Origin of the sequence: Methylobacterium variabile, from assembly GCF_001043975.1 — a bacterium.
Lineage (GTDB): Bacteria > Pseudomonadota > Alphaproteobacteria > Rhizobiales > Beijerinckiaceae > Methylobacterium > Methylobacterium variabile.
Genome location: NZ_LABY01000161.1, coordinates 1 through 23595, shown reverse-complemented (window position 1 = coordinate 23595; position 23595 = coordinate 1). Strand labels below are relative to the sequence as shown.

The 23595-nt window shown below is 68.0% G+C and carries 23 protein-coding genes and 1 pseudogene; 20 read left to right on the top strand and 4 right to left on the bottom strand.

Translation table 11 applies throughout. From position 1 onward, the window contains the following. Positions 1–175, top strand: a pseudogene (locus tag VQ02_RS37420) (IS66 family transposase); the annotation flags it as partial. Positions 176–375: 200 nt separating this feature from the next. Here the strand turns inward: VQ02_RS37420 and VQ02_RS21880 are convergent. Both VQ02_RS21880 and VQ02_RS35905 read right to left on the bottom strand, forming a co-directional pair. Beyond that, entirely contained in the window at positions 376–1404 is a 1029-nt protein-coding gene (locus tag VQ02_RS21880; protein WP_048446332.1) for an IS110 family RNA-guided transposase, read from the bottom strand. 247 nt (positions 1405–1651) lie between these two features. Further along, entirely contained in the window at positions 1652–1960 is a 309-nt protein-coding gene (locus VQ02_RS35905) for a hypothetical protein (protein WP_083469362.1), read from the bottom strand. Positions 1961–2329: 369 nt separating this feature from the next. Between VQ02_RS35905 and VQ02_RS21870 the strand changes: the two genes are divergently transcribed. Beyond that, positions 2330–2722 (top strand): hypothetical protein, encoded by a 393-nt coding sequence (locus tag VQ02_RS21870; protein ID WP_048446330.1) that lies wholly within the window; start codon positions 2330–2332, stop codon positions 2720–2722. 42 nt (positions 2723–2764) lie between these two features. On the opposite strand, the gene VQ02_RS37415 is transcribed toward VQ02_RS21870, so the two are convergent. Further along, positions 2765–2959, bottom strand: a complete 195-nt coding sequence (locus VQ02_RS37415) for a hypothetical protein (RefSeq protein ID WP_157080744.1) — start codon at positions 2957–2959, stop codon at positions 2765–2767. Between the two features lie 270 nt (positions 2960–3229). On the opposite strand from VQ02_RS37415, the gene VQ02_RS21860 reads away from it, so the two are divergent. From VQ02_RS21860 to VQ02_RS34865, 10 genes are all read left to right on the top strand, one after another. Beyond that, complete coding sequence (locus VQ02_RS21860) at positions 3230–4573, top strand: efflux RND transporter periplasmic adaptor subunit (protein ID WP_048446328.1); 1344 nt, start codon at positions 3230–3232, stop codon at positions 4571–4573. 11 nt (positions 4574–4584) lie between these two features. Next, on the top strand, positions 4585–7830 hold the full coding sequence (locus tag VQ02_RS21855; protein ID WP_048446327.1) for an efflux RND transporter permease subunit: 3246 nt from the start codon (positions 4585–4587) through the stop codon (positions 7828–7830). A gap of 11 nt (positions 7831–7841) precedes the next feature. Beyond that, positions 7842–8108 (top strand): hypothetical protein, encoded by a 267-nt coding sequence (locus tag VQ02_RS21850; RefSeq protein WP_053080493.1) that lies wholly within the window; start codon positions 7842–7844, stop codon positions 8106–8108. Continuing rightward, the gene (locus VQ02_RS21845; RefSeq protein WP_053080492.1) at positions 8105–8461 is read left to right on the top strand and encodes a hypothetical protein; all 357 of its coding nucleotides are present in this window, start codon (positions 8105–8107) and stop codon (positions 8459–8461) included. The genes VQ02_RS21850 and VQ02_RS21845 overlap by 4 nt, the downstream gene beginning before the upstream one ends. 205 nt (positions 8462–8666) lie before the next feature. Further along, on the top strand, positions 8667–8909 hold the full coding sequence (locus VQ02_RS35900; RefSeq protein WP_083469361.1) for a hypothetical protein: 243 nt from the start codon (positions 8667–8669) through the stop codon (positions 8907–8909). A 109-nt stretch (positions 8910–9018) separates the two neighbouring features. Further along, positions 9019–9240, top strand: a complete 222-nt coding sequence (locus VQ02_RS21835) for a hypothetical protein (protein ID WP_048446325.1) — start codon at positions 9019–9021, stop codon at positions 9238–9240. 459 nt (positions 9241–9699) lie between these two features. Further along, on the top strand, positions 9700–10080 hold the full coding sequence (locus VQ02_RS21830) for a transposase (RefSeq protein WP_048446324.1): 381 nt from the start codon (positions 9700–9702) through the stop codon (positions 10078–10080). Positions 10081–10559: 479 nt separating this feature from the next. Beyond that, a complete protein-coding gene (locus VQ02_RS21825; RefSeq protein ID WP_048446323.1) occupies positions 10560–10910 on the top strand; it encodes a hypothetical protein in 351 nt (116 codons plus the stop codon). Next, positions 10907–11578 carry a PIN domain-containing protein gene (locus VQ02_RS21820; RefSeq protein ID WP_053080491.1) on the top strand — a complete coding sequence of 224 codons (672 nt, stop codon included), beginning with the start codon at positions 10907–10909 and terminating at the stop codon, positions 11576–11578. Before VQ02_RS21825 ends, VQ02_RS21820 begins: the two co-directional genes overlap by 4 nt. Positions 11579–11964: 386 nt before the next feature. Then, positions 11965–12651, top strand: a complete 687-nt coding sequence (locus VQ02_RS34865) for a class I SAM-dependent methyltransferase (RefSeq protein ID WP_167350776.1) — start codon at positions 11965–11967, stop codon at positions 12649–12651. A 267-nt stretch (positions 12652–12918) separates the two neighbouring features. Here the strand turns inward: VQ02_RS34865 and VQ02_RS21810 are convergent, their stop codons facing one another. Beyond that, the gene (locus VQ02_RS21810) at positions 12919–13221 is read right to left on the bottom strand and encodes a metal-sensitive transcriptional regulator (protein ID WP_048446322.1); all 303 of its coding nucleotides are present in this window, start codon (positions 13219–13221) and stop codon (positions 12919–12921) included. Between the two features lie 162 nt (positions 13222–13383). Here VQ02_RS21810 and VQ02_RS21805 point away from each other — a divergent pair, with 162 nt between their 5' ends. The 8 genes from VQ02_RS21805 to VQ02_RS21770 form a co-directional block, all read left to right on the top strand. Beyond that, positions 13384–13716 carry a four-helix bundle copper-binding protein gene (locus VQ02_RS21805; protein WP_048446321.1) on the top strand — a complete coding sequence of 111 codons (333 nt, stop codon included), beginning with the start codon at positions 13384–13386 and terminating at the stop codon, positions 13714–13716. 235 nt (positions 13717–13951) lie between these two features. Further along, positions 13952–15403 (top strand): multicopper oxidase family protein, encoded by a 1452-nt coding sequence (locus VQ02_RS21800; RefSeq protein ID WP_048446320.1) that lies wholly within the window; start codon positions 13952–13954, stop codon positions 15401–15403. 432 nt (positions 15404–15835) lie between these two features. Further along, entirely contained in the window at positions 15836–17128 is a 1293-nt protein-coding gene (locus tag VQ02_RS21795) for a hypothetical protein (RefSeq protein ID WP_048446319.1), read from the top strand. A 711-nt stretch (positions 17129–17839) separates the two neighbouring features. Further along, positions 17840–19315, top strand: coding sequence for a calcium-binding protein (locus tag VQ02_RS21790; protein ID WP_048446318.1), 1476 nt, complete (start codon positions 17840–17842; stop codon positions 19313–19315). Between the two features lie 176 nt (positions 19316–19491). Continuing rightward, entirely contained in the window at positions 19492–21291 is a 1800-nt protein-coding gene (locus tag VQ02_RS21785) for a type I secretion system permease/ATPase (protein WP_053080489.1), read from the top strand. Further along, positions 21288–22601, top strand: a complete 1314-nt coding sequence (locus VQ02_RS21780; RefSeq protein WP_048446317.1) for an HlyD family type I secretion periplasmic adaptor subunit — start codon at positions 21288–21290, stop codon at positions 22599–22601. The genes VQ02_RS21785 and VQ02_RS21780 overlap by 4 nt, the downstream gene beginning before the upstream one ends. Before the next feature lie 92 nt (positions 22602–22693). Continuing rightward, positions 22694–23029 (top strand): NADH-quinone oxidoreductase subunit A, encoded by a 336-nt coding sequence (locus VQ02_RS21775; RefSeq protein WP_053080494.1) that lies wholly within the window; start codon positions 22694–22696, stop codon positions 23027–23029. After that, positions 23020–23595, top strand: a 576-nt coding sequence (locus VQ02_RS21770) for an NADH-quinone oxidoreductase subunit H (RefSeq protein WP_048446333.1), incomplete at its 3' end; no start/stop codon positions are given. The genes VQ02_RS21775 and VQ02_RS21770, both read left to right, overlap by 10 nt.

Genomic DNA, 23595 nt, shown 5'->3' with positions numbered 1-23595 from the left:
CAACAACGCCTGCGAGCGCGCGCTGCGCCCGGCAGTGGTGCAGCGGAAGGTGACTAACGGCTATCGGGCGATGTGGGCGGCCGCCGGTGAGGCGGACGTGCGCACCGTCGTCGACACCGCTCGCCTCTCGGGGGCCGACGCCTTCGCTACCATCCTCAAAACCATCCGCGTCTGAGCCCGCCGACACAGGCGTGGGTAATTACCATGGGTGTGCGCTTCCGTGTCAGGCACCAATCTCGCTCGCTCGCGGGCTCGAGGCACAATACGCCATTCGGACTAGCCTGAACTGTCCTTGACAGCTTTCCCATCACGATGGTCAGCGCTTCCTGCTTGGCTGACGAGACGAGGCTCGCCCTCTACCGTACGAGCAGATGATCATGTCGCAACCGACATGTTCCTCGTCGGACGGTAGATCTCGTTGTGGCTCATCAGGGCCCAGGCGATACGGGCCATCTTGTTGGCCAGCGCCACCGTCACCAACCGCGTCGGCCGCCGACCGAGGGCCGAGCGGACCCATTGTCCCAGGGCGCTCCTCCAGTGTTCGGCCCGACGCACCATCGATGTCGCGCCAAGAACGAGCAGCCTTCGGATCTCTGTATTCCCTGCCTTCGTGATGCGGCCCAGACGCGTCTTGCCGCCAGTTGAGAACTGGCGCGGTACCAGACCGAGCCAAGCCGCGAAGTGCCGGGCACTGGGAAACACGCTGATGTCGGCGATCGTCGCGGCGAGCAAGGAACTCGTCGTCGGCCCAACGCCCGGGATCGTGGCAAGCCGCCGAGCTGTCTCATTCGTTCTGGCATGAAGCACGATCCGCTCCTCCAGCGCTTCGATCTGCTTCGATAATGATGTCAGCTGCTGAAATAGGGTATTGAGGACGGATCTAGCGGCATCGGGGAGATCATCATCTCCTTCCACTGACGCCTTCAGTTCATCCATCTTGCTGATGCCTTGAGGAGCTGTGAGACCGAATTCACTTGCCAAGCCGCGCACCGCATTCACGATCATTGTTTGCTGCTTGACCAATAGGGAGCGAGCCGTGTGCAAAGCGAGAATGGCCTGCTGATCTGGCGTCTTGATCGGAACGAACTTGATGTTCGGTCGCGCAGTGGCTTCGCAGATGGCGGCAGCGTCAGCGGCATCGTTCTTCCGACCTCGCTTGACGAATGGCCTGACGGCTTCGGGAGCGATCAGGCTGACTTCGTGGCCCAGGGCCGTGAGAACGCGCCCCCAGTGATGTGCGGCTCCGCAGGCTTCCATGACGATCCGACACCGAGGGTGCCGCTCGAAGAACGGGATGAGCTCGTCACGGCGTAGCTTGCGCCGCGTCACACCTCCAGCCGCATCAACGATGTGCAGCTGAAACACAGACTTTGCCGTATCGAGGCCAATCATGGTGTTCGTCATCGAGGCGCTCTTTCGATTGAGGTTGAACCAACGCACCGTGACACGTCGCTGCCGTCACGGTCCGTCCACCCCATCTCGCTCTCTCTTGAGAGGTTCTGGTAGGCTCGACACCCGCCTCGATACGCCGCCTTCACACCCAGCGCGTCACCCAAACTCCCGCATAGCTCGCAAACTGCTCGGTCGGTGTGCTGCTGCGCCGATCTTGCCGACGCAGCAGCGCCACTCCTGACCTCGCAGAACCTGCGGCTCAGTAGTGGTGATGGTGGCCGTGACGGTGATAGTGGTGGTGACCCCAGCCGTAGTAGCTCGGCCGGTAGTGATGATGGTGGTGGCCCCAGTGATGATGGTGGCCCCAGCCACGGTGATGGTGGTGGTGACCCCAGCCATGATGATGATGGTGACGATGTCCCCCCCACTGGACCTGCTCCACGGTGGAAGGCCCGTCTTGCGCAGCAAGGCCGACGGAGGCCCCGAGCGGCATGGCTTGGGCGGAGCCGACCGACACGGCGGCGGCGAGGGCGAGGGCAGATAAGAACGGAAGGGTGCGCTTCAGCATGGCAGTCTCCTGAACCCGGTGCAGGTTCCTCAAGCGTGACAGGTCATTGCCGGTGTGAGCCGGCTTACGGGACCCGCAGGTTCCCGTGCCCGAAGCTGAACGACGTATTAGTCCGTCGCCGTTGCTGGGCAGGACCTGGAGGTGCCCTCACGATGACTTGAGAAGCCACGCCACCGATGTGATGGAACGCACTCTGCGACGCGCTGGATGAGTATTTGCTGAACGACGGCTTGCGCCCGTGCCTCATTGCTCCCAGCTTGGGTAAGCCCCCGAACGCGACGGGGCTGCAGGCCGCGCAAGCCCCTTGCTCCTTTGGCGGCTGGAGCTTCTATGATGCGGGTTGGATGCGGTTCGAGGGAGACGGCACGGATGAGGCGCTTGCAGATCGGGATCGTCACCCTGGGGCTGGTCGCCGGCTTGGGGACAGCGGCTTTGGCCCACGATCACCCCGCCGCGAACGGCGGCCAGATCAAGCAGATCGGTCCCTATGAGGCCGAACTCGTGGTGAAAGGCTCGGAGATGACCCTGCACGTCCTCGACGAGCAGGACAGGAAGGTTGACGCCTCGACCCTCTCCGCCACCGCCGTGGTCCTGGCAAAGGGCAACGAGCAGAGGACCGTCGAGATGAAACCAGCCGGCGACAACCGGCTTTCCGGCAAGGTGGACTTCCCGGTCGACGGCAAGTTCCGGGCGACCGTGTCGCTCAAGACCCCCAAGGGAGAGGCCGGCAAGGGCCGCTACACTCTCGACGCGAGCCGTTAGGACCTCGAGGACCGACCCGTGACACACGTTGCGACCAGCACGTCACCGAGGAGCGACCGCCGCGATGCGGTCGCCTGGTGGCGTGCGCTCGTGCGGAGCGTCGCCGTCGTCCTGGCCCTTCTGCTCGCTTTGCCCGTCCCGGAGACCCCAGCCGGCGAGACCCCGGTCCATCAGGCCCTTCACCTGACTCTGGTGGTCGCCGACGCGGACCACGACGGCGCGCCTGACAACGGGCACGTCGCCCACTGCGCTTGCCGTCAAGCGGTGACCCCCGAGACCGCGCCGCCCATGCCCGTTGCCACCCTGGTCACGGGTGTCCGCTACGCCTGGTTCGACGACGTGGTCCACGTTCGCACGACCGTCCCACCCCTCAAGCCTCCCCGCGCCTGACATCCGGGACGGCCGAGCCGCTCCCGAGTGGACGCCTGCCCTCGTGTGAGGGTCAGCGCCCCGTCCAGCTTGAGCTGGACCCGGATCGCCCGTGGCGGTCGCATGGGGAGTTCAGAGATGTTCCGTTACCTGTTGGTCCCGGCCGCCCTGGCGGCGGGCGTCGCCGTGGGCGCCCTCGTGCCCGAGGTGTCCACCGGCGCCAAGTCGCTCCTCGCGGCTTCCGGCCTCGACACCCTCGTCAAGCCCAAGCCGACCGGAGGCGGCGGTCATGCCGGCCACTCCCATGGACACGGCGGGCACGGCCACGGGGCACATGAGCACGGCGAGGAGAAGCCCGAGGGTGTCGTCACCCTCACGCCTGAGCAGATCGCTGGAGCCAAGATCGAGGTGGCGTCCGTCGACAAGGGCGTGTTGAGGCGCACCCTGACCGTGCCCGGGACGGTGGTGCCCGACGCCGACCGGATCGCCCGTGTCGCCGCCAAGGTGGTCGGAACCGTGGCCGAGCTGCGTAAGCGCATCGGCGACACCGTGACGAAGAACGAGGTCGTGGCGGTGCTCGACAGCCGCGAGGTGGCCGACGCCAAGAACGACTTCATCGCCGCCGTGGTCGGCCTGGAGCTGCAGCAGACCCTGTTCGAGCGCGACCACGAGCTTTGGGACAAGAAGGTCTCGGCCGAGCAGCAGTTCCTGCGCGCCCGCACCGCCCTGGTCGAGGCGCAGCTCAAGGTCGACCTGGCCCGCCAGAAGCTCTCGGCCCTCGGCGTGCCCGACGACGAGGTGACCGCGCTCGCGGCCAAGCCGCCGCCCACCAAGCTCGCGGCCGGCGAGGACGAGCACATGGTCGGCCTGCGCCGCGCGCCAGTGCTCGGGCTGCAGCGCTACAGCCTCCGAGCACCCATCTCCGGCCGGGTCATCGAGCGCAAGGTGGACGTCGGCTCCCCGGTCAACGACGAGGGGCAGGAGAAGGAGATCTACACCATCGCCGACCTGTCGCGGGTCTGGGTCGAGCTCGCCGTGCCGACGGGCGACCTTGCCGCGATCAAGGAAGGCCAGGCAGTGACGCTGACGCCGGGCCCGGAGGGGAAGGGCTCGCCCGGCAAGATCGTCTTCGTCAGCCCGATGCTGAACCAGGATACCCGCTCGGCCAAGGTCATCGCCGCGGTCGACAACCCCGACCTGACCTGGCGGCCGGGCTCCTTCGCCACGGTCCGGGTCTCCGTCGAGGAGCAGCCGGTGGACCTGCGCCTGCCCCGCGCTGCCCTGCAGACCATCGGCGGCGAGCAGGTCGTGTTCGTGCGCACCAAGGAGGGCTTCGAGAAGCGCGAGGTCGTGCTGGGCAAGGGCGACGAGGAGGCCATCGAGGTCGTCTTCGGGCTCGACGCCGGCGAGGCGGTCGCGACCGCGAACTCCTTCGTCCTCAAGGCGGAACTCGGCAAGGCCGAGGCCGAGCACGAGCACTGAGGGGCGCCGTCATGATCTCCCGCATCCTCGCCTTCTCGGTGCGCCAGCGCTGGCTCGTCCTGCTGCTGTCGCTGCTCGCCGCGGCGCTCGGGGCCTACTCCCTGACCAAGCTGCCCATCGACGCGGTGCCCGACATCACCAACAACCAGGTCCAGGTGAACACGGTGGTGCCCCAGCTCTCGCCCTTCGACGTCGAGAAGCAGGTGACTTACCCGATCGAGACCGCGCTCGCCGGCATCCCCGGCCTGGACTACACGCGCTCGCTCTCGCGCAATGGCTTCTCGCAGGTCACGGCCGTGTTCAGCGAGGCCACCGACGTCTACTTCGCGCGCCAGCAGGTGAACGAGCGGCTCGGGCAGGTGAAGGGTAACCTTCCCGGCGGGGCTGAAGTCCGCATGGGTCCGATCTCCACGGGCCTCGGCGAGATCTACATGTGGACCGTCCACTACGTCCGCCCGGCCAAGGAAGCGGTCAAGGATGGCCAACCGGGCTTCCAGTCCGACGGGAGCTACCTGACGCCCGAGGGGCAGCGCCTGCGGCCCGGCTTCGAGCAGGCCGCCTACCTGCGCACCGTGCAGGACTGGATCATCAGTCCGCAGCTCAAGACAGTTGCGGGCGTGGCCGGCGTCGACGTGATCGGTGGGTTCGAGAAACAATATCACGTGCAGCCCGACCCGGCGAAGCTGATCGGCCTGGGGCTTTCCTTCAAGGACCTTGCCGAGGCCGTCGAGCAGAACAACCAGAACCGCGGAGCGGGCTACCTGGAGCGCAACGGCGAGGGCTATGTGGTCCGCTCGGCCGGGCGCATCGAGAGCATGGAGGAGATCGGCCGCATCGTCGTCGCCACCCGCGGCGGCGTGCCCGTCAGGGTGTCCGACGTGGCCGAGGTGCGCATCGGGCGCGAGCTGCGCACCGGCTCGGCGAGCGAGAACGGTGAAGAGGCCGTGGTCGGCACCGCCCTGATGCTGATCGGCGGCAACAGCCGCACCGTCTCGGCCGCCGTCGATGCCCGCTTGAAGGAGATCGCGCGCTCCCTCCCGCCTCAGGTCGAGATCCGCACCGTCCTCAACCGCACGCTGCTGGTCGATGCCACCATCCGCACCGTCGCCAAGAACCTCCTGGAAGGCGCAGGCCTGGTCATCGCGGTGCTGTTCCTGCTGCTCGGCAACTTCCGCGCGGCCCTCATCACGGCGCTCGTCATCCCGGTCGCCATGCTGATGACCATGACCGGGATGGTGCAGGGGCGGATCAGCGCCAACCTGATGTCGCTCGGCGCTCTCGATTTCGGCCTCATCGTGGACGGGGCCGTCATCATCGCCGAGAACTCGCTGCGCCACCTCGCCGAACGGCAGCAGGAGGCCGGGCGGACGCTCACTCTGCAGGAGCGGCTGGCGACCGTGCACGCCTCCGCCGAGGAGATGATCAAGCCCTCCGTCTACGGGCAGGCCATCATCCTGCTCGTCTACGTCCCCCTTCTCACCTTCTCCGGCGTCGAGGGCAAGATGTTCGCGCCGATGGCCCTGACGGTCATCATCGCGCTCCTCTGCGCCTTCGTGCTCTCCCTCACCTTCGTGCCGGCCCTGATCGCCATCGTCATCACCGGGCGGGTGCAGGAGAAGGAGAATTTCTTCATCCGCGGCCTCAAGGCGGTCTATCGCCCGGCGCTCGCGGGAGCGTTACGCTTCCCCATGACGGTGGTCGGCCTCGCCGTGCTGCTCTTCCTGGGCAGCGGGCTGCTGTTCTTGCGGCTCGGGCAGGAATTCATCCCACAGCTCGACGAGAAGAACCTGGCGATGCACGCCATGCGCATCCCGTCCACGTCCCTCACCCAATCGCAGGAGATGCAGCTCGCGGTCGAGAAGGCCGTCACTGCCTTCCCGCAGGTGGCCTTCGTGTTCAGCAAGACCGGCACGGCGGAAGTCGCCACCGACCCGATGCCGCCGAACGTCTCAGACACCTTCATCATGCTCAAGCCGCAAGCGGAATGGCCCGAACCGGGCCTGCCGAAGGACGAGCTCATCGAGCAGATCCAGGCCGCCCTGAACAAGGTCCCGGGCAACAACTACGAGTTCACGCAGCCCATTCAGATGCGCTTCAACGAGCTCCTGGCCGGCACGCGCGGTGACCTCGCCGTGAAGGTGTTCGGTGAGGACTTCGCCGCGCTCCTGCCGGCCGCCAATCGCGTGGCCGGTATCCTGCGCGGTGTCGAGGGCGCCCAGGACGTCAAGGTCGAGCAGGTCTCGGGGCTGCCGGTGCTGGAGATCAAGGTCGACAAGGCCGAGATTGCTCGGCTCGGTCTGAGCCACGCTGCCGTGCAGGACGTCATCGGTGCCGCCATCGGCGGGCGCGAGGCGGGCGTGGTGTTCGAGGGCGACCGCCGTTTCGACATCGTGGTGCGCCTGCCCGACCGGGTGCGCGACGACATCGAGGCACTCCGGAACCTGCCCGTGCCCTTGCCGACCGGAGGCAAAGCGGCTTCGGTGCCGCTCCGGCAGCTGGCGTCCTTCCACTTCTCCGAGGGTCCGAACCAGATCTCGCGCGAGAACGGCAAGCGGCGCATCGTCGTGACCGCCAACGTGCGCGGGCGCGACATCGCCTCGGTCGTGGCGGAGGCGCAAGGCAAGGTCGCCTCCGGGGTCCAGCTTCCGGCTGGTGCCTGGGTGACCTGGGGCGGGCAGTTCGAGAACCTTGCTGCGGCCCGTCAGCGCCTGATGGTGGTTGTGCCGGGCTGCTTCGTCCTCATCTACCTGCTGCTCTACTCGGCGCTGGGCTCGCTGCGGGACGCTCTCCTGGTGTTCAGCGCGGTGCCGTTGGCGCTGACCGGCGGCATCGTCGCTCTGTGGCTGCGAGACATGCCGTTCTCGGTGCCGGCCGCGGTGGGGTTCATCGCCCTCTCGGGCGTGGCGGTTCTGAACGGCCTCGTGATGCTGACCTTCATCAAGCACCTGATGCAGAGCGGCATGGAGAAGCGTACGGCGATCGTCGAGGGGGCGCTCACCCGTCTGCGCCCGGTGGCGATGACCGCCCTTGTGGCCTCGCTCGGCTTCGTGCCGATGGCTCTTGCCACCGACACCGGAGCCGAGGTGCAGCGCCCGCTCGCCACCGTCGTCATCGGCGGCCTGATCAGTGCGACCCTGCTCACGCTGGTCGTCCTGCCGGCGCTCTACGCCCGCTTCGGCACCACGGAAGCCGCCGCTCGCGACACCGCTGCCTCCGAGCGCCTCGCCCACCCCCGTCTGCGGCAAGCGGCCGAATAGGAGGGACCATCATGATGCTCCGCCTCACCCTCCTCAGCGTAGGGACCATGCTCGCCATCGGTCCGGCGCAGGCCGACCACCACCTGCTGAAGCGCGCCCTGCAGCAGGCTGGCTGCATTGCACGCAACACCACCCTGGTCCTGCGCGACGGCGCGCGGTCGGTCTACGACGTGACCTGCCTCGGCCTATCGCCTGACCGGGTGCTGGTGGTCTGCACCGGCCGCGTCTGCCTGACCGACGATCCGGACCATCACGACGCAGACGGGGAGACGCCATGATCCGGCCGATCGGACTTGCCCTTGTTCTGGGGGCAGGCTGCGCGTTCAGCGCCGCCGGCCAGACCGACAAGATCGTTGGCGTGGGCGCCGTGCCCTGTGCGCAGTTCAGCGCCGAGATCGCCCGCACGCCCACGGCGGAGCGGGATTTCCTGGCCTGGGCGCAGGGGTTCATGAGCGGCGCGCTGATCCGCTCGCCGCCCGGTGTCGATGAGGGGCTCGACCTCACGCCGCCCGGGTTCCCGCTGCTAAGGCAAGCCGAGTTCCTGCGCAGCTACTGCCAGGCGCATCCCGAGCAGGACTTCATGGACGCGGTGCACGCACTCTATCGAACACTGCGGACCCCACCCACGTGACCCTTGCCGGAGGGCAATGTCTGGCAACCGCTGCCAAGTCCTGGGGTGGTGACCGGGCCGTTCATGCCATGTTCATCGCCTGCGCCTGCCCGGACAATCCGGTCTGATTCCGCGCAAAAAGGTAGCACGTTTCAGGCGAACCATTTATTCCCTGCGGCGTTTCCAGCCCCGACAGGCGTCATGCCGAACGAGACTGGAGACACCCATGACGAAGAAGCTCGTCCTCACTGGTTTTGCTGCGGCCCTGCTGTTCACGCCGGCCGCGGTCATGGCCCAGCACATCGACGTTGGTCCGGGTGGCGTGCGTGTGCATGGAGACGGTCATCATCACCATCACGAGCGCCGCGTGATCGAGCGCCACCGTCATCACGACGACCTCGACCATACCGGTAGCGTCCGGGTCGAGCGTCACCATCACCATGACGATCACCACGACGATGATGAATAAGCCACAGCCCTGCTGAATACGACTGAGCGACGGAACGGTTTGGAAAGCGCGGCCGTTCCCAGGGCTCCGGTGGAGGCACCTGCGTCCGCCGGCAAGCCAGGAGGATCCCATGAGGACGCCATTCTTCGTGCTGGCCGTGGTGACCGCGCTCGGCACCGCCGGCCTTGCGACCCAGGCTGCGGCAGCACCAGCCCTGCCGGCTGCCGTCGAAGCCACCGATATGGTGACGACGGTGCAGCACCGCGGTCACATGCGGGAGCACCACCACTACATGCGCCGGCATCATCATCATCGCCGCCACCATCATCACCGGCGGCGGCATCACTACTGAGCACTGAGGGGGCCTTCACGGGTCCCCTCTCGCGTTTGCGGTCTTGTCAGGCGCACCACTTGGAAGTCATGGTGTCGTCGGCAGTATTGGCGGTGCCCCCAAGCGCGGGTGGCCATGGAAGTGCTGGACGCTCCCGATTTCCTCCGCGAAGGCGGCGCTGCTGTTCACCGAAAGGTTGTGCTCGCTCCATTTCAGGTGAAGCATCCAGTCACGTGCATCACCTCCGTTGAGAAGCGCAGGCACGGTTAGGATCTATCTTGTGGGCAATGGGGCTGAGTAGCGCTTTGTTGTTGCCCCTATCTCAACGCCGATTGAAGTCTGACCCGCCTTTGCTCGGATCGCCGACTGTAATGTGGTCCTCCCGCGTTCTTGATCCTGCTGGCGAAGTCAGGCTGGGGATCGGATCGGGGACGCTCTCCGCGGTGTTGGTGGCGATTCTCGGTTCGCGGGGCCAGCACCATGTCGCTCCGCCCGACCATCCCGAACGATGTTCCCGACGCGACCGCTCGCATCGCCCGCGCCGCCTTCCCGCACGGCTCTTTGCTCCTAGGCCTACGCGCCGAACTCGGGCCCTTCTTCGACGTCGAGCGCTTCGCCGCCCTGTTCCGGCGCCTCGGCCAGCCCGCCGAGGCATCCTGGCGCCTGGCCCTCGTCACCCTGATCCAGTTCGCCGAGCGCCTGTCCGACCGGCAAGCGGCCGATGCCGTGCGCAGCCAGATCGACTGGCGACTGTATCGCGAGTCAAGCCGTGGCAGGCGGTACGACGGTTTGACCTCTTGGAAACAGCATGGCTGTCCCCGCCCGAGCGGCGCTCCAGCGTCGGGTGGTCCACCGTCGTGAGCGCGTCAAGGCTGGCGCTCCGCGCCATCGCGCGTTGCGCGACGAGGCCTCGACCCGCCCCCGTCGGCGGACGGTGATGAGGCGGATGGTCGATGCGAGGCATCGGCCATCGGAAAAAGTTCGGCTATCCGGATTTTGGGTATGGAATCCCTGGACCGCTGCAAACCGGAGATTCGTACTGCCACGCCTCGGCCAAAGTTGCGCCGTAGGCCGGGCGACAAGACCCGGCCGACGGCGCAGACCTAGACGACGTACCGCGTAGTCTGCCTGCCCACGGCCAGCATGAGCTCGAGACCCGGAGCAAGTTCCGGATGCGGGCGGCGGACAGCGACGGGCGCCGCTTCGATCTGCCCGTAGACTTTCGGCAATCCGCCTGCACGCTGGGGCAGCGCCGCGCTTGGTAGACGCCGACGAGAATTGGACCGCTTCCCGGCATCGTGATAGTCAATCCTATAGATTCTGGAGAAGGGGAGTTTGCCATGGCTGGCAGATCGGTTTCCGGCTACGTCGACGAATCCGTGGCTGCAAAGCTCGGTGCGGTCGCCCTTGCGGAGGCACGGACGCCGGCAAGCTTGGTGGGGCAGGCGACAAGCTTCTATGTCGGCCTGCCAGAGGCAGCTCGGTCCGCCCTTCGTCGCCTGGAGCAGGCTGGTACTCCCGACGAGCGGCGATGGTTCGAAGGGGAGTTCGTGCGCTTGCTCCTGAAGGTCAATCTTGCATTGACCCAACGAACGATGGCGATGCAGGTCGCCCACGCGCTTCCTGAGGACGACTCCGACGAAGCCTTGGACGCCGCGACAAGGGAATGGATGGAAGTCGCGCGGCCTTGACCGCGTTCCGTCTGTGCGTCGACCTGAATATCTGGGTCAAACAGTTCCTGGCCGAGGCGGCGGGACGCCGCGGTACTGCTTCTCAGCAGATCGTGCAGGCCGTCGTCGACGGACGGGCGGGCGTCGGGCCGCTGCAACTCGTCATCTCTCACACCATGCTGTCCCGTCTCCATGCGGTAATGATGAGGAAGGGCGTGGACATCGAGACCGCCACGCAGTTCACCGAAACCATCGCCAATTTCGCGTTGTTGGGACCGGCTCCGGAGTTCCCGCGCGTCGTACTCGGCGGAGGTGTGCATCCGACGCGGGAAGCGGTCCCTCAAGGCTACGATCCCTACGATCCCGCAATCGTACACGCCCCCTACGATCCGGAGGACGGACGCGTCTTGGACACCGCCCTTGCCGGGCATGCGGATGCACTCGTTACCGACAACTTCAAGGACTTTACCCATTACACGGACGACGTCGTAAGACGCGGTCGGGTGCATGTACGCCGGACCGCCGACGCCGATCTGTGGATCGTCCATTCAATCGAGATGGCGCTATGGCTGCGCACGGGAGATCGGCCTACTCCTTTGCCCGGCGCCCGCTTGAAGCGAGCGCGACAAAGGCGTCCTCACGTCCCGGAGTCTGCTGAGGAACCTCGATTGGACGATCCCCGACCCTGATGCCGAGCGGCTCCAGTCGCATCGGAGTGGCGAAGGGGTAGCGCGTAGTCGTGCGATCGAGTTCCTGAATCCGTACCGAGAGGTGCCTCGGGCATCCACGTCGGACCAGACGGCCTTCGGGAGCGCAGTTCCACGTCGAAATCCGGATAGCCAAAAGTTCCGTTCGACGAGGTGAAGAGGCAGTTCGCCCTGGTGAACCAACGTCATCGGGATCCGATCGTCAGGCTCCTCCACTCCCGGGTGCGCGAACCTCAGCCAATGAGATGAGCGGAGAACATGGTCCGAACTCCTCGCTTGTCAGGTTGGTCCCGTACCCTTACCCGGTAACGGTACACCCGTGGCTTACAGCGGGTGCCGTCGCCCTGAGGCCGGCGCGCCGCGGGTCGGTGGCGACAGCGAAGTCGATCCGAACGGTTTTCAAGACGATGGCCCTCTTTCTTGGTGCGCGCCGATGGATCGCCAGGCGCGGTTTCGAGCGGACCTATCCCGTCCTGATGCGGGACACAGCCTGCACCGAGCCCCTTGTCGCCGCCCTCGCTCCCGAGTCCGGCGAGCGCATCCTCTATGTCAGAGGTGCGCAAGCCGAACCCGTGCTCGCGCTCGCCAGGAGGTTTCCCGGTACCGCATTCGTGGGTTTGGAAGCGGATGCGGAGCGCGCCACCTTGATGCGGGCCGAGGCGGCTGCGGCTGGACTCTCGAACGTAAAGGCGTTTGCGTACGAGGCCGGCGGTCGCATGCCGTTCCCTCCTGCCTCCTTCGACAAGGTGGCTTTCGTGATGGCTCTGCATTCCCTGCGGCCGGAGGAAAAGCTTCGGATCGCGCGCGAGTCGTTGCGTGTCCTGCGGCGGCGAGGAAGCCTGCTCGCCTCCGACTTGGATTTGGCGCGCGGGGCGCAGGAAGGCGCCTTGGTCAAGGTTGCGTCCATGGTGTTCGGCGAGGAGCGCCTCCGGCCGCATAGAGATGGAACGTGGCCGGACATACTTTCCGAGGCTGGCTTCGCGCGGGTGAAGCGCCTTGGCTCGCATTCGGTGCTCGCTGGGCGAGTGGCCGTCGTCCGGGCGTCGAGGCGCTGAGACGCCGCAGTGGCCGTCGGACGAATGCATCTTGACTGAAGGGGACATACGCGAGGTGCTGGAGCTCAGGTTGATTGGCGAGCGAGCGGTCGTGCACTGACGCCCACGAACATAGGACTCGCCGCCCTTCCAACCGCATACGTATGTAGACGACATCAAGCCGGTCGCCGTACGTTTCCCTGGCACCGACACCGAGATGCCTTGCGTGCCATCCGCGGTCCTGGCAGGCTTCCGCCATGCCTTGCAACTCGCGGCTCTGCCCTAAGGTCAGACAATCCTGCCGATAAGGCTGCCGATCTCGTCGGCCAGGCGCTGCCGTTCCTCCCGTGAGAGGTCGCTCGCGACGGAGGCCTGCACCAACCCGTGCATGTGGTCGCGGATCATGTCGGACTGCACGCGCCGCAACGCGGCGATGATGGCGTCGATCTGGTGCGCGACGTCGACGCAGTAGCGCTCCGTCTCGATCATCTGCTGGATGCCACGCACCTGCCCTTCGATGCGACGCAGCCGGGGGAGTTGCTGCTTGTGGTCCACCGTGATCCCACCGTGGTCCTTCTCGGAACCCGACATGCTGCCTTGCGCCTCTGGTGGGACTGGCGGCCGCCGGCCCAGCGAGTTGGAACCATACCCGGCGGGGGTATGTTGTCTCTTCGTCGTGTGCCCGCTCCATCCGAGCAGGCCCGCCCACACATAGTACGGCTTGGCCGAACTCCTAACAATGCGAGCGACACGATGCATCAGATGAGCCCGGACATGCAGGCGTGCATCGACGAGTGCCTGCGCTGCTACCAGACCTGCCTCGGCATGGCATCCAACCACTGCCTGCCAGCCGGTGGGAGGCACGTCGAGCCGGAGCACCTCCGCCTGATGCTCGCCTGCGCCGAGATGTGCCGCACCTCGGCGCATTTCATGCTCCTCGGCACGAGCCACCATAGGCACACCTGCCGCGAGTGCGCCGACGTGTGCGAGGATTGCGCGCGGAGCTGCGAGCAGGTCGGCGATATGCAGCACTGCGTCGAGCAGTGCCGCCGCTGCGCCGAAAGCTGCCGGACGATGGCGGCCTGAACCGCTTGTTCGGGACGATTCAGGCTGCTTCCGTCGGGCGGCTCCGGTTCACGGCCACTCGGCCGCATTTCCGGTACTCCGCCTCGACCCGGCTGCCCCTCCGTCCCCTTTGGCCGGTGCCCCGCCGCAGCGGGGTTGGAGGGACATCAGGCGCAGCGGTATCGACCCAAGCGGTACATGTCGCGGCCCCCGCACCCCGGCAGCCGGGCCGGCCGATCCGCAGGAGGGATCCCGAATGCTTCGACGCGACTTCATCGGTGCCTCGGGCGCTCTTCTCGTCGGAGCCGGGCTGGTTTCGGGCCGCACCAAGGCCGCCGCAATCCCGGAGGCGTCCAGCATGGCCGAAGCTACGACGCAGGCGCCGCTCATCCCCAGCTCAGGCCCCGACTACAACCCGGTGGTCACCCTGAACGGTTGGACCCTGCCGTGGCGCATGACGGCGGACGGCTGGAAGGAATTCCACCTCGTCGCCGAGCCCGTCGAGCGGGAGATCGCGCCGGGCATGGTCGCGCGGCTCTGGGGCTACAACGGGCAATCGCCCGGGCCGACCATCGAGGCGGTCGAGGGCGACAAGGTCCGCATCTTCGTCACCAACAGGCTGCCCGAGCACACCACCGTCCACTGGCACGGCATGCTCCTGCCCTCAGGAATGGACGGAGTCGGTGGCCTGTCGCAGCCGCCGATCAAGCCGGGCGAGACCTTCGCCTACGAGTACGTGCTGCGGAAGAGCGGCACCTTCATGTACCACCCCCATGCCGACGAGACCTTCCAGATGGCGATGGGCATGATGGGCTCGTTCGTCGTCCACCCGAAGGACCCCGCCTTCATGCGGGTGGACCGCGACTTCGTCCTCCTCACGGGGGCCTACGACATCGACCCGGGCGCCTACGTACCGAAGATCGCGACCATGACGGACTTCAACATCTGGACCTGGAACTCGCGGGCGTTCCCAGGCATCGACCCGCTGGTCGTGGCGAAGGGGGACCGGGTGCGCGTCCGCATGGGCAACCTGTCGATGACCAACCACCCGATCCACATGCACGGCTACTCCTTCGAGGTGACATGCACGGACGGCGGCTGGGTCAAGGAGAGCGCCAGGTGGCCGGAGGTCACCATCGACCTGCCCGTCGGGGCCATGCGCGCCTTCGAATTCGACGCCGACGCCGAGGGTGACTGGGCGATCCACTGCCACAAGTCGCACCACACCATGAACGCCATGGGCCACTCCGTGCGCACCTACATCGGCGTGGACCAGGCGGAAATCGCGAGGAAGGTCGGCCAACTCGTTCCGGGTTTCATGCCGATGGGCTCCACCGGCGGCGCGGCGATGGCCGGCATGCGGATGCCGACCCCGGACAACACGCTGCCGATGATGACCGGGGAGGGGCCGTTCGGGTCGGTCGAGATGGGCGGCATGTTCTCGGTCGTGAAGGTTCGGGAAGGCTTGGCGCGGGGCGACTACAAGGATCCCGGCTGGTACCGCAACCCGCCCGGCACGGTGGCTTACAAGGTGGAGGCGCCGGCGGTCGCGGCGGGCTCGAACGGCGCCGTCGCGGCCGCCGCTCCGGCGACCCGCGCGGGGCGCGATCCCCGCATGATGACGATGAACGTGCAGGCACGGCGCCGGACGATCGGCATGCGGGCCCAGGACATGCGGGACATGCCGATGGGGGACACCAAGCGGTGAGGCCTGACCGTTTCGCCCGGGACGACCACCGTGCGGGCGGCCCGCAGACGTCGCGAGGCCGTTGCCGGCTTCGATGCCCAGATGGGCGCGGGCGGTGATGCGCCCGTCACGGTACGGTGCCGTTGGCTCGGCTCACGGCACGACCGCAGATCCTCAGGCGCAAGGGAGTGCTGCCAGTCGGGGTGAGGATCTCACCGATGAGCCGCTGGCCCGATCTTCGAAGGTTTCTCTCGGTCCCCGCCGCCGCGGCACCACATCCGCATCCCACCAGGGCGCACGCCTTCTGCCGCCGTCGACGGCTCCCGCAACCGTTGCACGGTTGCGACACCCTCCCATCATCACGGGAAACCCTGCCCATCCATCCCCGGCATTGTGGTGCCCGATGTCCCGACCGGGCATATTCGGGAGCCACGACCACCAAGCCCCCCGGACATGACGAACGTGAACGACGCCTGGATCGGCAACCTCGTCCGGCACTGGCGCGAGGACCCCGGCGCCTCCTACCGGACTTGGTTCCTGTGGGAGGAGCGCATCAAGAACTTCCGCTCGATCCGGCGCGGCATCCAGGCGGTCGTCGACGAGATCCGGGCCGATACCTTCGGCAACGCCTACCGCGGCTCGTCGCTGGAAACCGTCGTCGCCTCCATCGCCGAGCAGCGCCAGGTGTTCAAGGGCGCCGATCACGCCTTCCTCTGGAAGCCCAAGCTCCGCATCCCCGACATCTACGAGGACCGGTCGAACCAATTGGCCTTCGGGCGCTTCCTCGACACCTGCCTGTGCTGCAACGCCGAGGCGCAGGTCCTGGCGGCGATCCGAACGCTCGACCAGTCGCGCATCAAGGGGCTCGGCCCGGCCGCGGCGAACCTGCTGTACTTCCTGCACCCGACCGTGGCTCCCCCGTTCAACACCGCCATCGTGAAGGGCTTCAACGCGCTCATGGGCGCCAACGTAAAGCTCGGCAAGTGGGACGAGTACCTCGCGATGCGTCAGGGCATCCTGGCCCTCAACGCCGCCCACCGGACGCTTCTGTCGAACGACCTCGGCGCCGCAGCCGGCTTCCTCTTCGACGTCGGCTCGGGGCGCTACCCGCTTCCCGAGCGTGATGCCACCGCGGCGCTGGAGCGGTGGCGGGAGGATCTCGAACGCGTGCGGGCCGAGGCGGCCGGCGCCGCCTCGAAGGCGGCGCAGGCCGCGAGCGAGGCCGACCACACCCATACCGAGATCCAGGGCTGGCTCCGGGACCTCGGGCTCGCGCTCGGTTTCGACGTCTGGGTCGCCTCGAACGACGGCAGCCGTCCTTACGCCGGCGGAAGGTTGTCCGACGGCTGCCTCGACCGGCTGCCCGGGCGATTGACCGCGAACGGCTCCGCCGAGACCGTCCGGCTCATTGACGTGATCTGGCTGGATGCGGCCAGCCGCGACGTGGCGGCGGCGTTCGAGGTCGAGCACACGACGAGCATCTACTCCGGTATCGTGCGGATGCTTGACCTGGCGCTCGGCGTCGAGGGCGGAACGGCCCGCAACTTCTTCCTCGTCGCGCCCGACAACCGGGAAGAGGATGTGCGGGCGCAGTTCGCCAGGCCGGCCTTCTCGCGGGTGAGCGAGTTGGACCTCCGCTACCTGCCCTACAGCGAGTTGCGCGGGCATCGCGAGACCATCGCGCGCTTTGGAACAGGCCTCAAGGGGGTGCTGGCCATCGCGCGACCAGTCGGTGCACCACGTTGAGCCCTTTCTGCTAGTCTGTCGAGGATGGTGCTCCCGAACAGCAGCGACGGGGTGGAGAAGCGACTCACCCGATGGCACCTGTGGGCGCGGTGCCGCTTGGACCATGACGACCAGCCGCCGGCCCAGAGTTCCCGTCGATCATGCTGCGGGTTCGCCGTCCCTCTCCGACTATGGCGATCGATGTGCCCGGAACGGGCATGATCGACGCGGGGTGAAGGCGGATCGAGCTCCCGGGCCGCGCGGGCTCGAAGCCGCGGCAGGCGACGCGTACGGCGTGGTCGAACGGGACTGCGAACGGCTCATCGGCCCGCTCCCGGAGCAAGGGTCGGTCGCGTGTTCCCCGATGGGCCCGGCGTTGTCGACCCGGTTCCCCATGCGTCCGTCTCCCGAGAGACAAGGGAGCCGCTTGGGCGCGATGAAACGCGCGGCCCATGGCCCATACCCTACCGGGGTTCGGTTCCCGGATTCCGCTCGCGAACCCGGATCCTTGCATCCTGGCCGCCGTGGCGGCGGCCCGCAGGAGCATGCCGATGCAGCTGCTTTCCGAGAGGGAAACGGCAGTGCGTCAAACCGTCCCTTGCCGGAGCCACGATGAAACGGAGCCACGCATCGGGTGTTGGATGGTCGTCTACCCTCTAGGGGTATGCGCCTTCGCGCATCACCGCCAGGTCGTCACCCCATCCTTGGCTTATCGGCAGGAGGACACGCCTCATGACGCATCGCCCGCACCATCAAGCCCCTGCGAACGACCAGGACATCGAGGAGAGTTTCGGCGATTACCGCCTGTATATCGGCGGACACGGCAGCGACGCCTACTCCGGCACCGGCCGGATGGACATCGCGTTCGGGCGGAACGGGAGCGACTACCTCTCCGGTCGAGGTCAGGACGACGACCTGCAGGGCGGCAAGGGCAGCGACGTCCTCCTGGGCGGCGACGGCATGAACCACCTCGATGGAGGCAAGGGCAACGACGTCCTGATCGCCGGCGGGGCGGCGGACGCGCTGCGGGGCGCCGAGGGGAACGACTACCTCGACGAGGGCGGGGGGCACGGCGACCTCGAAGGAGGTCCAGGCAACGACGTCCTGACCGGCGGTCCCGGCGGCGACGCTTTCGTCGTCTCGCCCGACAGCGGCGACGACGTCCTCACGGATTTCTCCGCCGGTCCCGGCATGCTGGACCACCTTGCGGTGCGGGGGCTCGACCCCGAGGACCTGAGGTTCGAGGACACCTTCGCCGGCGTGAAGATCGGTTGGGACGTCGCCGGCGGCGAGGGCTCGGTTCTGCTTGCGGGCGTCCGGAAGACGGACTTGGCGCAGGACGACTTCATGTTCACGGACGACAGGATGGTCATCCAGCCGACGAGCGCGGACGCGGACCACGTCACGGCCGTGAGCTACGCCAAGGACGAGGGCTTCAACCTCGGCGCCCCGAACCCGGGGGGTGACACCGGTTCCGAGGACACGTTCCGCTTCGACGAGTTCAACGTGAGGGAAGGATCGGGTCAGGCCGACACGTTCCAGGGCACCGGCGACAGGGACTACTACTTCGGCCTGGGCGGGAACGACCGCCTGTCCGGGAGGGCGGGCGACGACGACCTTCGCGGCGACGCCGGCAACGACGTCCTCGACGGCGGGGCGGGCCAGGACGACCTCAGGGGTGGCGCCGGCTCGGACCGGTTGTACGGCGGCGACCAGGCCGACAACGTCATGGGCGAGGACGGCGACGACAAGCTCTTCGCAGGCGCCGGCCATGACATGATCGAGGGCGGCAAGGGCAATGACGAGTTGAACGGAGGCGACGGCGCCGACGCCTTCATCGTGGGCCCGGACACCGGGAACGACGTGGTCACGGGCGGCTTCGACGCCGGCCCCGGCGCCTTCGACCACATCGCGCTCCGGGACATCCTACCCGGTCAGGTCACCGTCGCCGACGGAGTGTCGGCGCACGACGACGGGCACACCGGCGTCCTCGTCAGCTGGACGACGGCCGAGGGCAGCGGGTCGATCTTCCTCGAGGGCCTGACGAAGAGCCAGATGGCCCAGGACGATTTCATGTTCAACGCCGACGACGGAAGGGAGGGCGGCTTCGTGAACGATCCGGCGATCACGTCGGCCGGCTCGCAATACATCTTCCAAGACCCAGCGAGTTCGGCGGCAGGTGACCCGAACCACAGCTACGTGGCCTGAGCGACGCCTGCGCCCGCGGTCCTTCCGCGGGCGCTCCCATGGGCGGCCGAGCCGGCCGCCCTCCCGACGATCCCCCGGGCCGCAGGGACGTGCCGCCCGGGGACCTTTCCGCCGTCAGGGCCGTCGAGATGAGCCACGTCGAGAGTTCGTCGAGCCTATCCGGCGACGAAGCGGGCATGGAGGAGGGCGGCCTGCCGAGCGGGGCCGGGATCGCTCTCCTTGCCATCGGCCTGCTGAGCGCCCTCGTCAACCTCCTCTATCTGACCGGCTCGCTGTTCATGCTGGAGGTGTACGACCGCGTGCTGCCGAGCCACAGCGTCCCCACGCTGCTCGGCCTGGCGACCATTGCGCTCGCCCTCTATGCATTCCAGGGCCTGTTCGACGTTCTGCGCAACCGGCTGCTCGTCCGAGTCGGCGCGACCGTGGAGCGGTCCCTCGGACGACGCACCTACGAGGCCGTCGTGCAAGCGCCGCTGACCACGGCGCGGCAGGGCGACGGCCTGCAGCCGCTCCGCGACCTCGACCAGGTCCGGGCCTTCCTGTCGAGCCCGGGTCCCGCCGCCCTGTTCGACCTGCCCTGGATCCCCCTCTACCTCCTGCTCTGCTTCGCCTTCCACGCCTGGATCGGGACGGCCGTGCTCGGCGGCGCGCTCCTCCTGGTGGTGATCACCCTGGTGACGGACCTTCTGACGCGGCGGCCTTCAAGGGCCGCAGCCGCCGCGGCGAGCCAGCGCAACGCCCTGGCCGAGGCCGGGCGGCGCAACGCCGAGGTGTTGCGCGCCATGGGCATGGCGGCGCGCACGGGCGACGCCTGGGACGAGGCGAGCGAGCGCCACCTCGTCGCCCAGCGCCGCGCTTCCGACGTCTCGGGCGGCCTCGGCGCCATGACCAAGGTCGCGCGCCTCACGCTGCAGTCGCTGGTGCTCGGCATCGGCGCCTACCTCGTGATAGCGGGAGAAGCGACGGGTGGCATCATGATCGCCAGTTCCGTCCTCGTCGGCCGGGCGCTCGCACCGGTGGAACTGGCCGTCGCCCACTGGAAGGGACTCGTGGCCGCGCGCCAGGGCTGGACGCGCCTGAAGGCATTCCTCTCCCTTTTCCCGCGTCGCGCCGTGGGCGTCGCCTTGCCGCCGCCCCGCGAAAGCGTCCGCGTGGAGGCCCTGACCGCGGCGGCTCCTGGGGCGGACCGTCCCCTCGTCCGCGACGTCACGTTCGCCCTCCGGGCCGGCGAGGGCCTCGGCATCATCGGCGCGAGCGGTTCGGGCAAGTCCTCGCTCGTCCGTGCGCTGGTCGGGGTCTGGCGCCCCCTGCACGGCTGCATCCGTCTCGACGGCGCCACCCTCGAACAGTGGACTCCGGAGGCGCTCGGCCGGCACGTCGGCTACCTGCCGCAGGACGTCGAGCTCTTCGCCGGCACCGTCGCCCAGAACATCGCACGGTTCGACCCGGGCGCATCCTCGGAGGACATCATCGCGGCCGCGCGCCAAGCCGGTGCCCACGACCTCGTGTGTTCCCTGCCGGAGGGCTATGACACCCCCATCGGGGAGGGCGGGGCCGCCCTTTCGGGCGGGCAGCGCCAGCGCGTCGCGCTCGCCCGCGCGGTCTACGGCAACCCGTTCCTCGTCGTGCTCGACGAGCCCAACTCCAACCTCGATGCCGAGGGCGAGGACGCGCTGACCCGCGCGATCAGGGGCGTCCGCTCCCGCGGCGGCATCGTGGTCGTCGTCGCGCACCGACCCAGCGGCCTGGCCGGCGTGGATCACGTGCTCCTCATGGCGGAAGGACGCGCCCAAGCCTTCGGGCCGAAGGAGCAGGTCCTGTCCGCGCTCAAGCGGCCGCCCGCCCGCGCGCCGTCGGGGCAGCCCAGGCTGCCCCGGGTCGGAGGCGGAGAACTCGCCTCGGTCGGAGAGCGGCCGGTGCCGCTGAGGGTGGTGGCCGACGCGGACGCCACGCAGGGAGAGGAGGCCACGGCGTGAGAGCGTCACCCACCTGGGACATCCGCCGCTCCGTCCGGCGCCACGTCCTCCTGAGCCTTACGGCCGCGACGCTCCTGACCGGCGGCCTCGGGGGATGGGCGGCGACCACCGAACTCGCCGGCGCCGTCGTCGCGCCGGGCACGCTCGTGGTCGACTCCTTCGTCAAGAAGGTGCAGCACCCCACCGGCGGCGTCGTGGGCGAGCTGCGCGTCCGGGACGGGGACGTGGTACGAGCCGGGCAGGTCGTCCTACGCCTGGACGAGACGGTCACCAGGGCGAACCTCTCCGCCATCGACAAGAGCCTCATCGAGCTGACCGCGCGGCAGGGGCGCCTGGAGACCGAGCGCGACGGGGCCACTCAAGTCAAGTTCCCGGCCGCCCTGCGGGAGCGGGGCCGCACCGAGCCCGAGGCCGGCAAGGTCGTGGCCGGCGAGATCCGGCTGTTCGAGCTTCGTCGGGAAGCCCGTGCAGGACAGAAGGCGCAGTTGAGGGAAAGGACAGGGCAGCTTCGCGAGGAGATCCAGGGCCTGACAGGGCAGGTCGCCGCCAAGAAGCGCGAGATCGACCTGATCGACCGCGAGCTCGAAGGCGTGCGCGAGCTCTGGCGCAAGAACCTCGTCCCGATCCAGCGCGTGACGGCCCTCGAACGCGACGCCGCCCGCCTGGAGGGCGAATACGGGCAGCTCGTCGCCTCCATCGCGCGGGCGAAGGGAAAGATCTCGGAGACCGAGCTCCAGGTGATCCAGGTCGACCAGGACCTGCGCAGCGAGGTGGCGAAGGAGCTGGGCGAGGTGCAGGGGAAGATCGCCGAACTCGTCGAGAAGCGGGTGGCGGCCGAGGACCAGCTGAAGCGCACCGACATCCGGGCCCCCCAGGACGGGGTGGTCCACCAACTCGCCGTCCACACCGTCGGCGGGGTGATCAACCCGGGAGAGCCGATCATGCTGGTCGTGCCGCGGGCCGACACCCTCGTCATCGAGGCCAAGGTGACCCCGAGGGACATCGACCAAGTGCAGCGCGGGCAGGCGGCGATGCTCAGGCTGACGGCGTTCAACCAGAGGACCACCCCGGAGGTCGAGGGCACCGTCAGCCTCGTCGCCGCCGACCAGATCACGGACGAGAAATCGGGCACGAGCTACTTCAAGGTCCACGTCGCGCCCAGTCCCGAGGCGCTCGCGCGGCTGAAGGGCGTGAGGCTCGTGCCGGGGATGCCGGCCGAGGTGTTCATTCGGACCGGCGAGCGGACCGTGCTGTCCTACCTGACGAAACCGCTCAACGACCAAGTCAGAAGGGCGTTCAAGGAGGATTGACGCCGTCGCCCCGGGCGCCACGTCGCCGTGGTTTCCGGATGTAGGGGAGAAACCTGCGCGGGAGCCGCCGGAAGGAGAGGCGAATGGAGCGGATGGCGGCGCAAAGCCCGGTCCTCGGCGACTTCGGTTTCGTGGCCCTGGTGCTGGTCATGGCCGTAGGCCTCGCGTTGCTGGCGGCTGCCGCGTTCGCGCGAGCGCCGGCTCGGACCGTCCGCGCTCCCCCGGCCTGGGCGCAGTTCCGTTTCGGCTACGCGGTCTACGCACTCATCTTCCTCGCCTTCGACATGGAGATGATCTTCATGTACCCATGGGCGGTCGTCTTCGCCGACATCGGCGTGAGCGCCTTCCTCGACATGCTGGTCTTCATCGTGCTCCTGTCGGCGGGCATCGCCTACGCCTGGGGCATGGGTGGGCTGCGATGGGAGTAGCGGCGGCCCTGGCGGTCCTCGCCGCCCTGCTCGGGGGGGCCGCCCTGACCCACGTGGTCGAGCGCGCTTTCGTTCGCGCCGGCCGGGAGCCCGGCCCGGCGCAGGGGGCCGACCTGCGGCACGCCCTCGAATTGCCCAACGCCGACCGGTTGCTGCTGCCGGCCGGCCCGGTCGTGGCGCTCGCGGGTGTCGCGCTCGCGATGGTGGTGCTGCCCCTCGGCCCCGGGCTGGTCGGACGCGATCTCGGCCTCGGCCTCTTCTACGTCATCGTGGTCGTGGATTTCGTGGTGCTCGGCCTGGCGCTCGCCGGCTGGGGTGCGAACACCCCCGAGGGGGTCGAGGCCTGCTACCGCATCGTCGCCCAGCTCGTCGCGTACGTCGTGCCGCTCGGGCTCGCCTACGTCGGCGTGATCATGATGGCCCGCTCGCTGTCCACCGTGGCGGTGGTCGATGCACAGCGCGGCCTGTGGTTCGTCGTCCTGCAGCCCCTGGGCTTCCTGCTCTACGTCGCCACCGGGCTGATGCAATCGTACCGCGCTCCGTTCCTGGAGCCGTTCGCGGCCTCG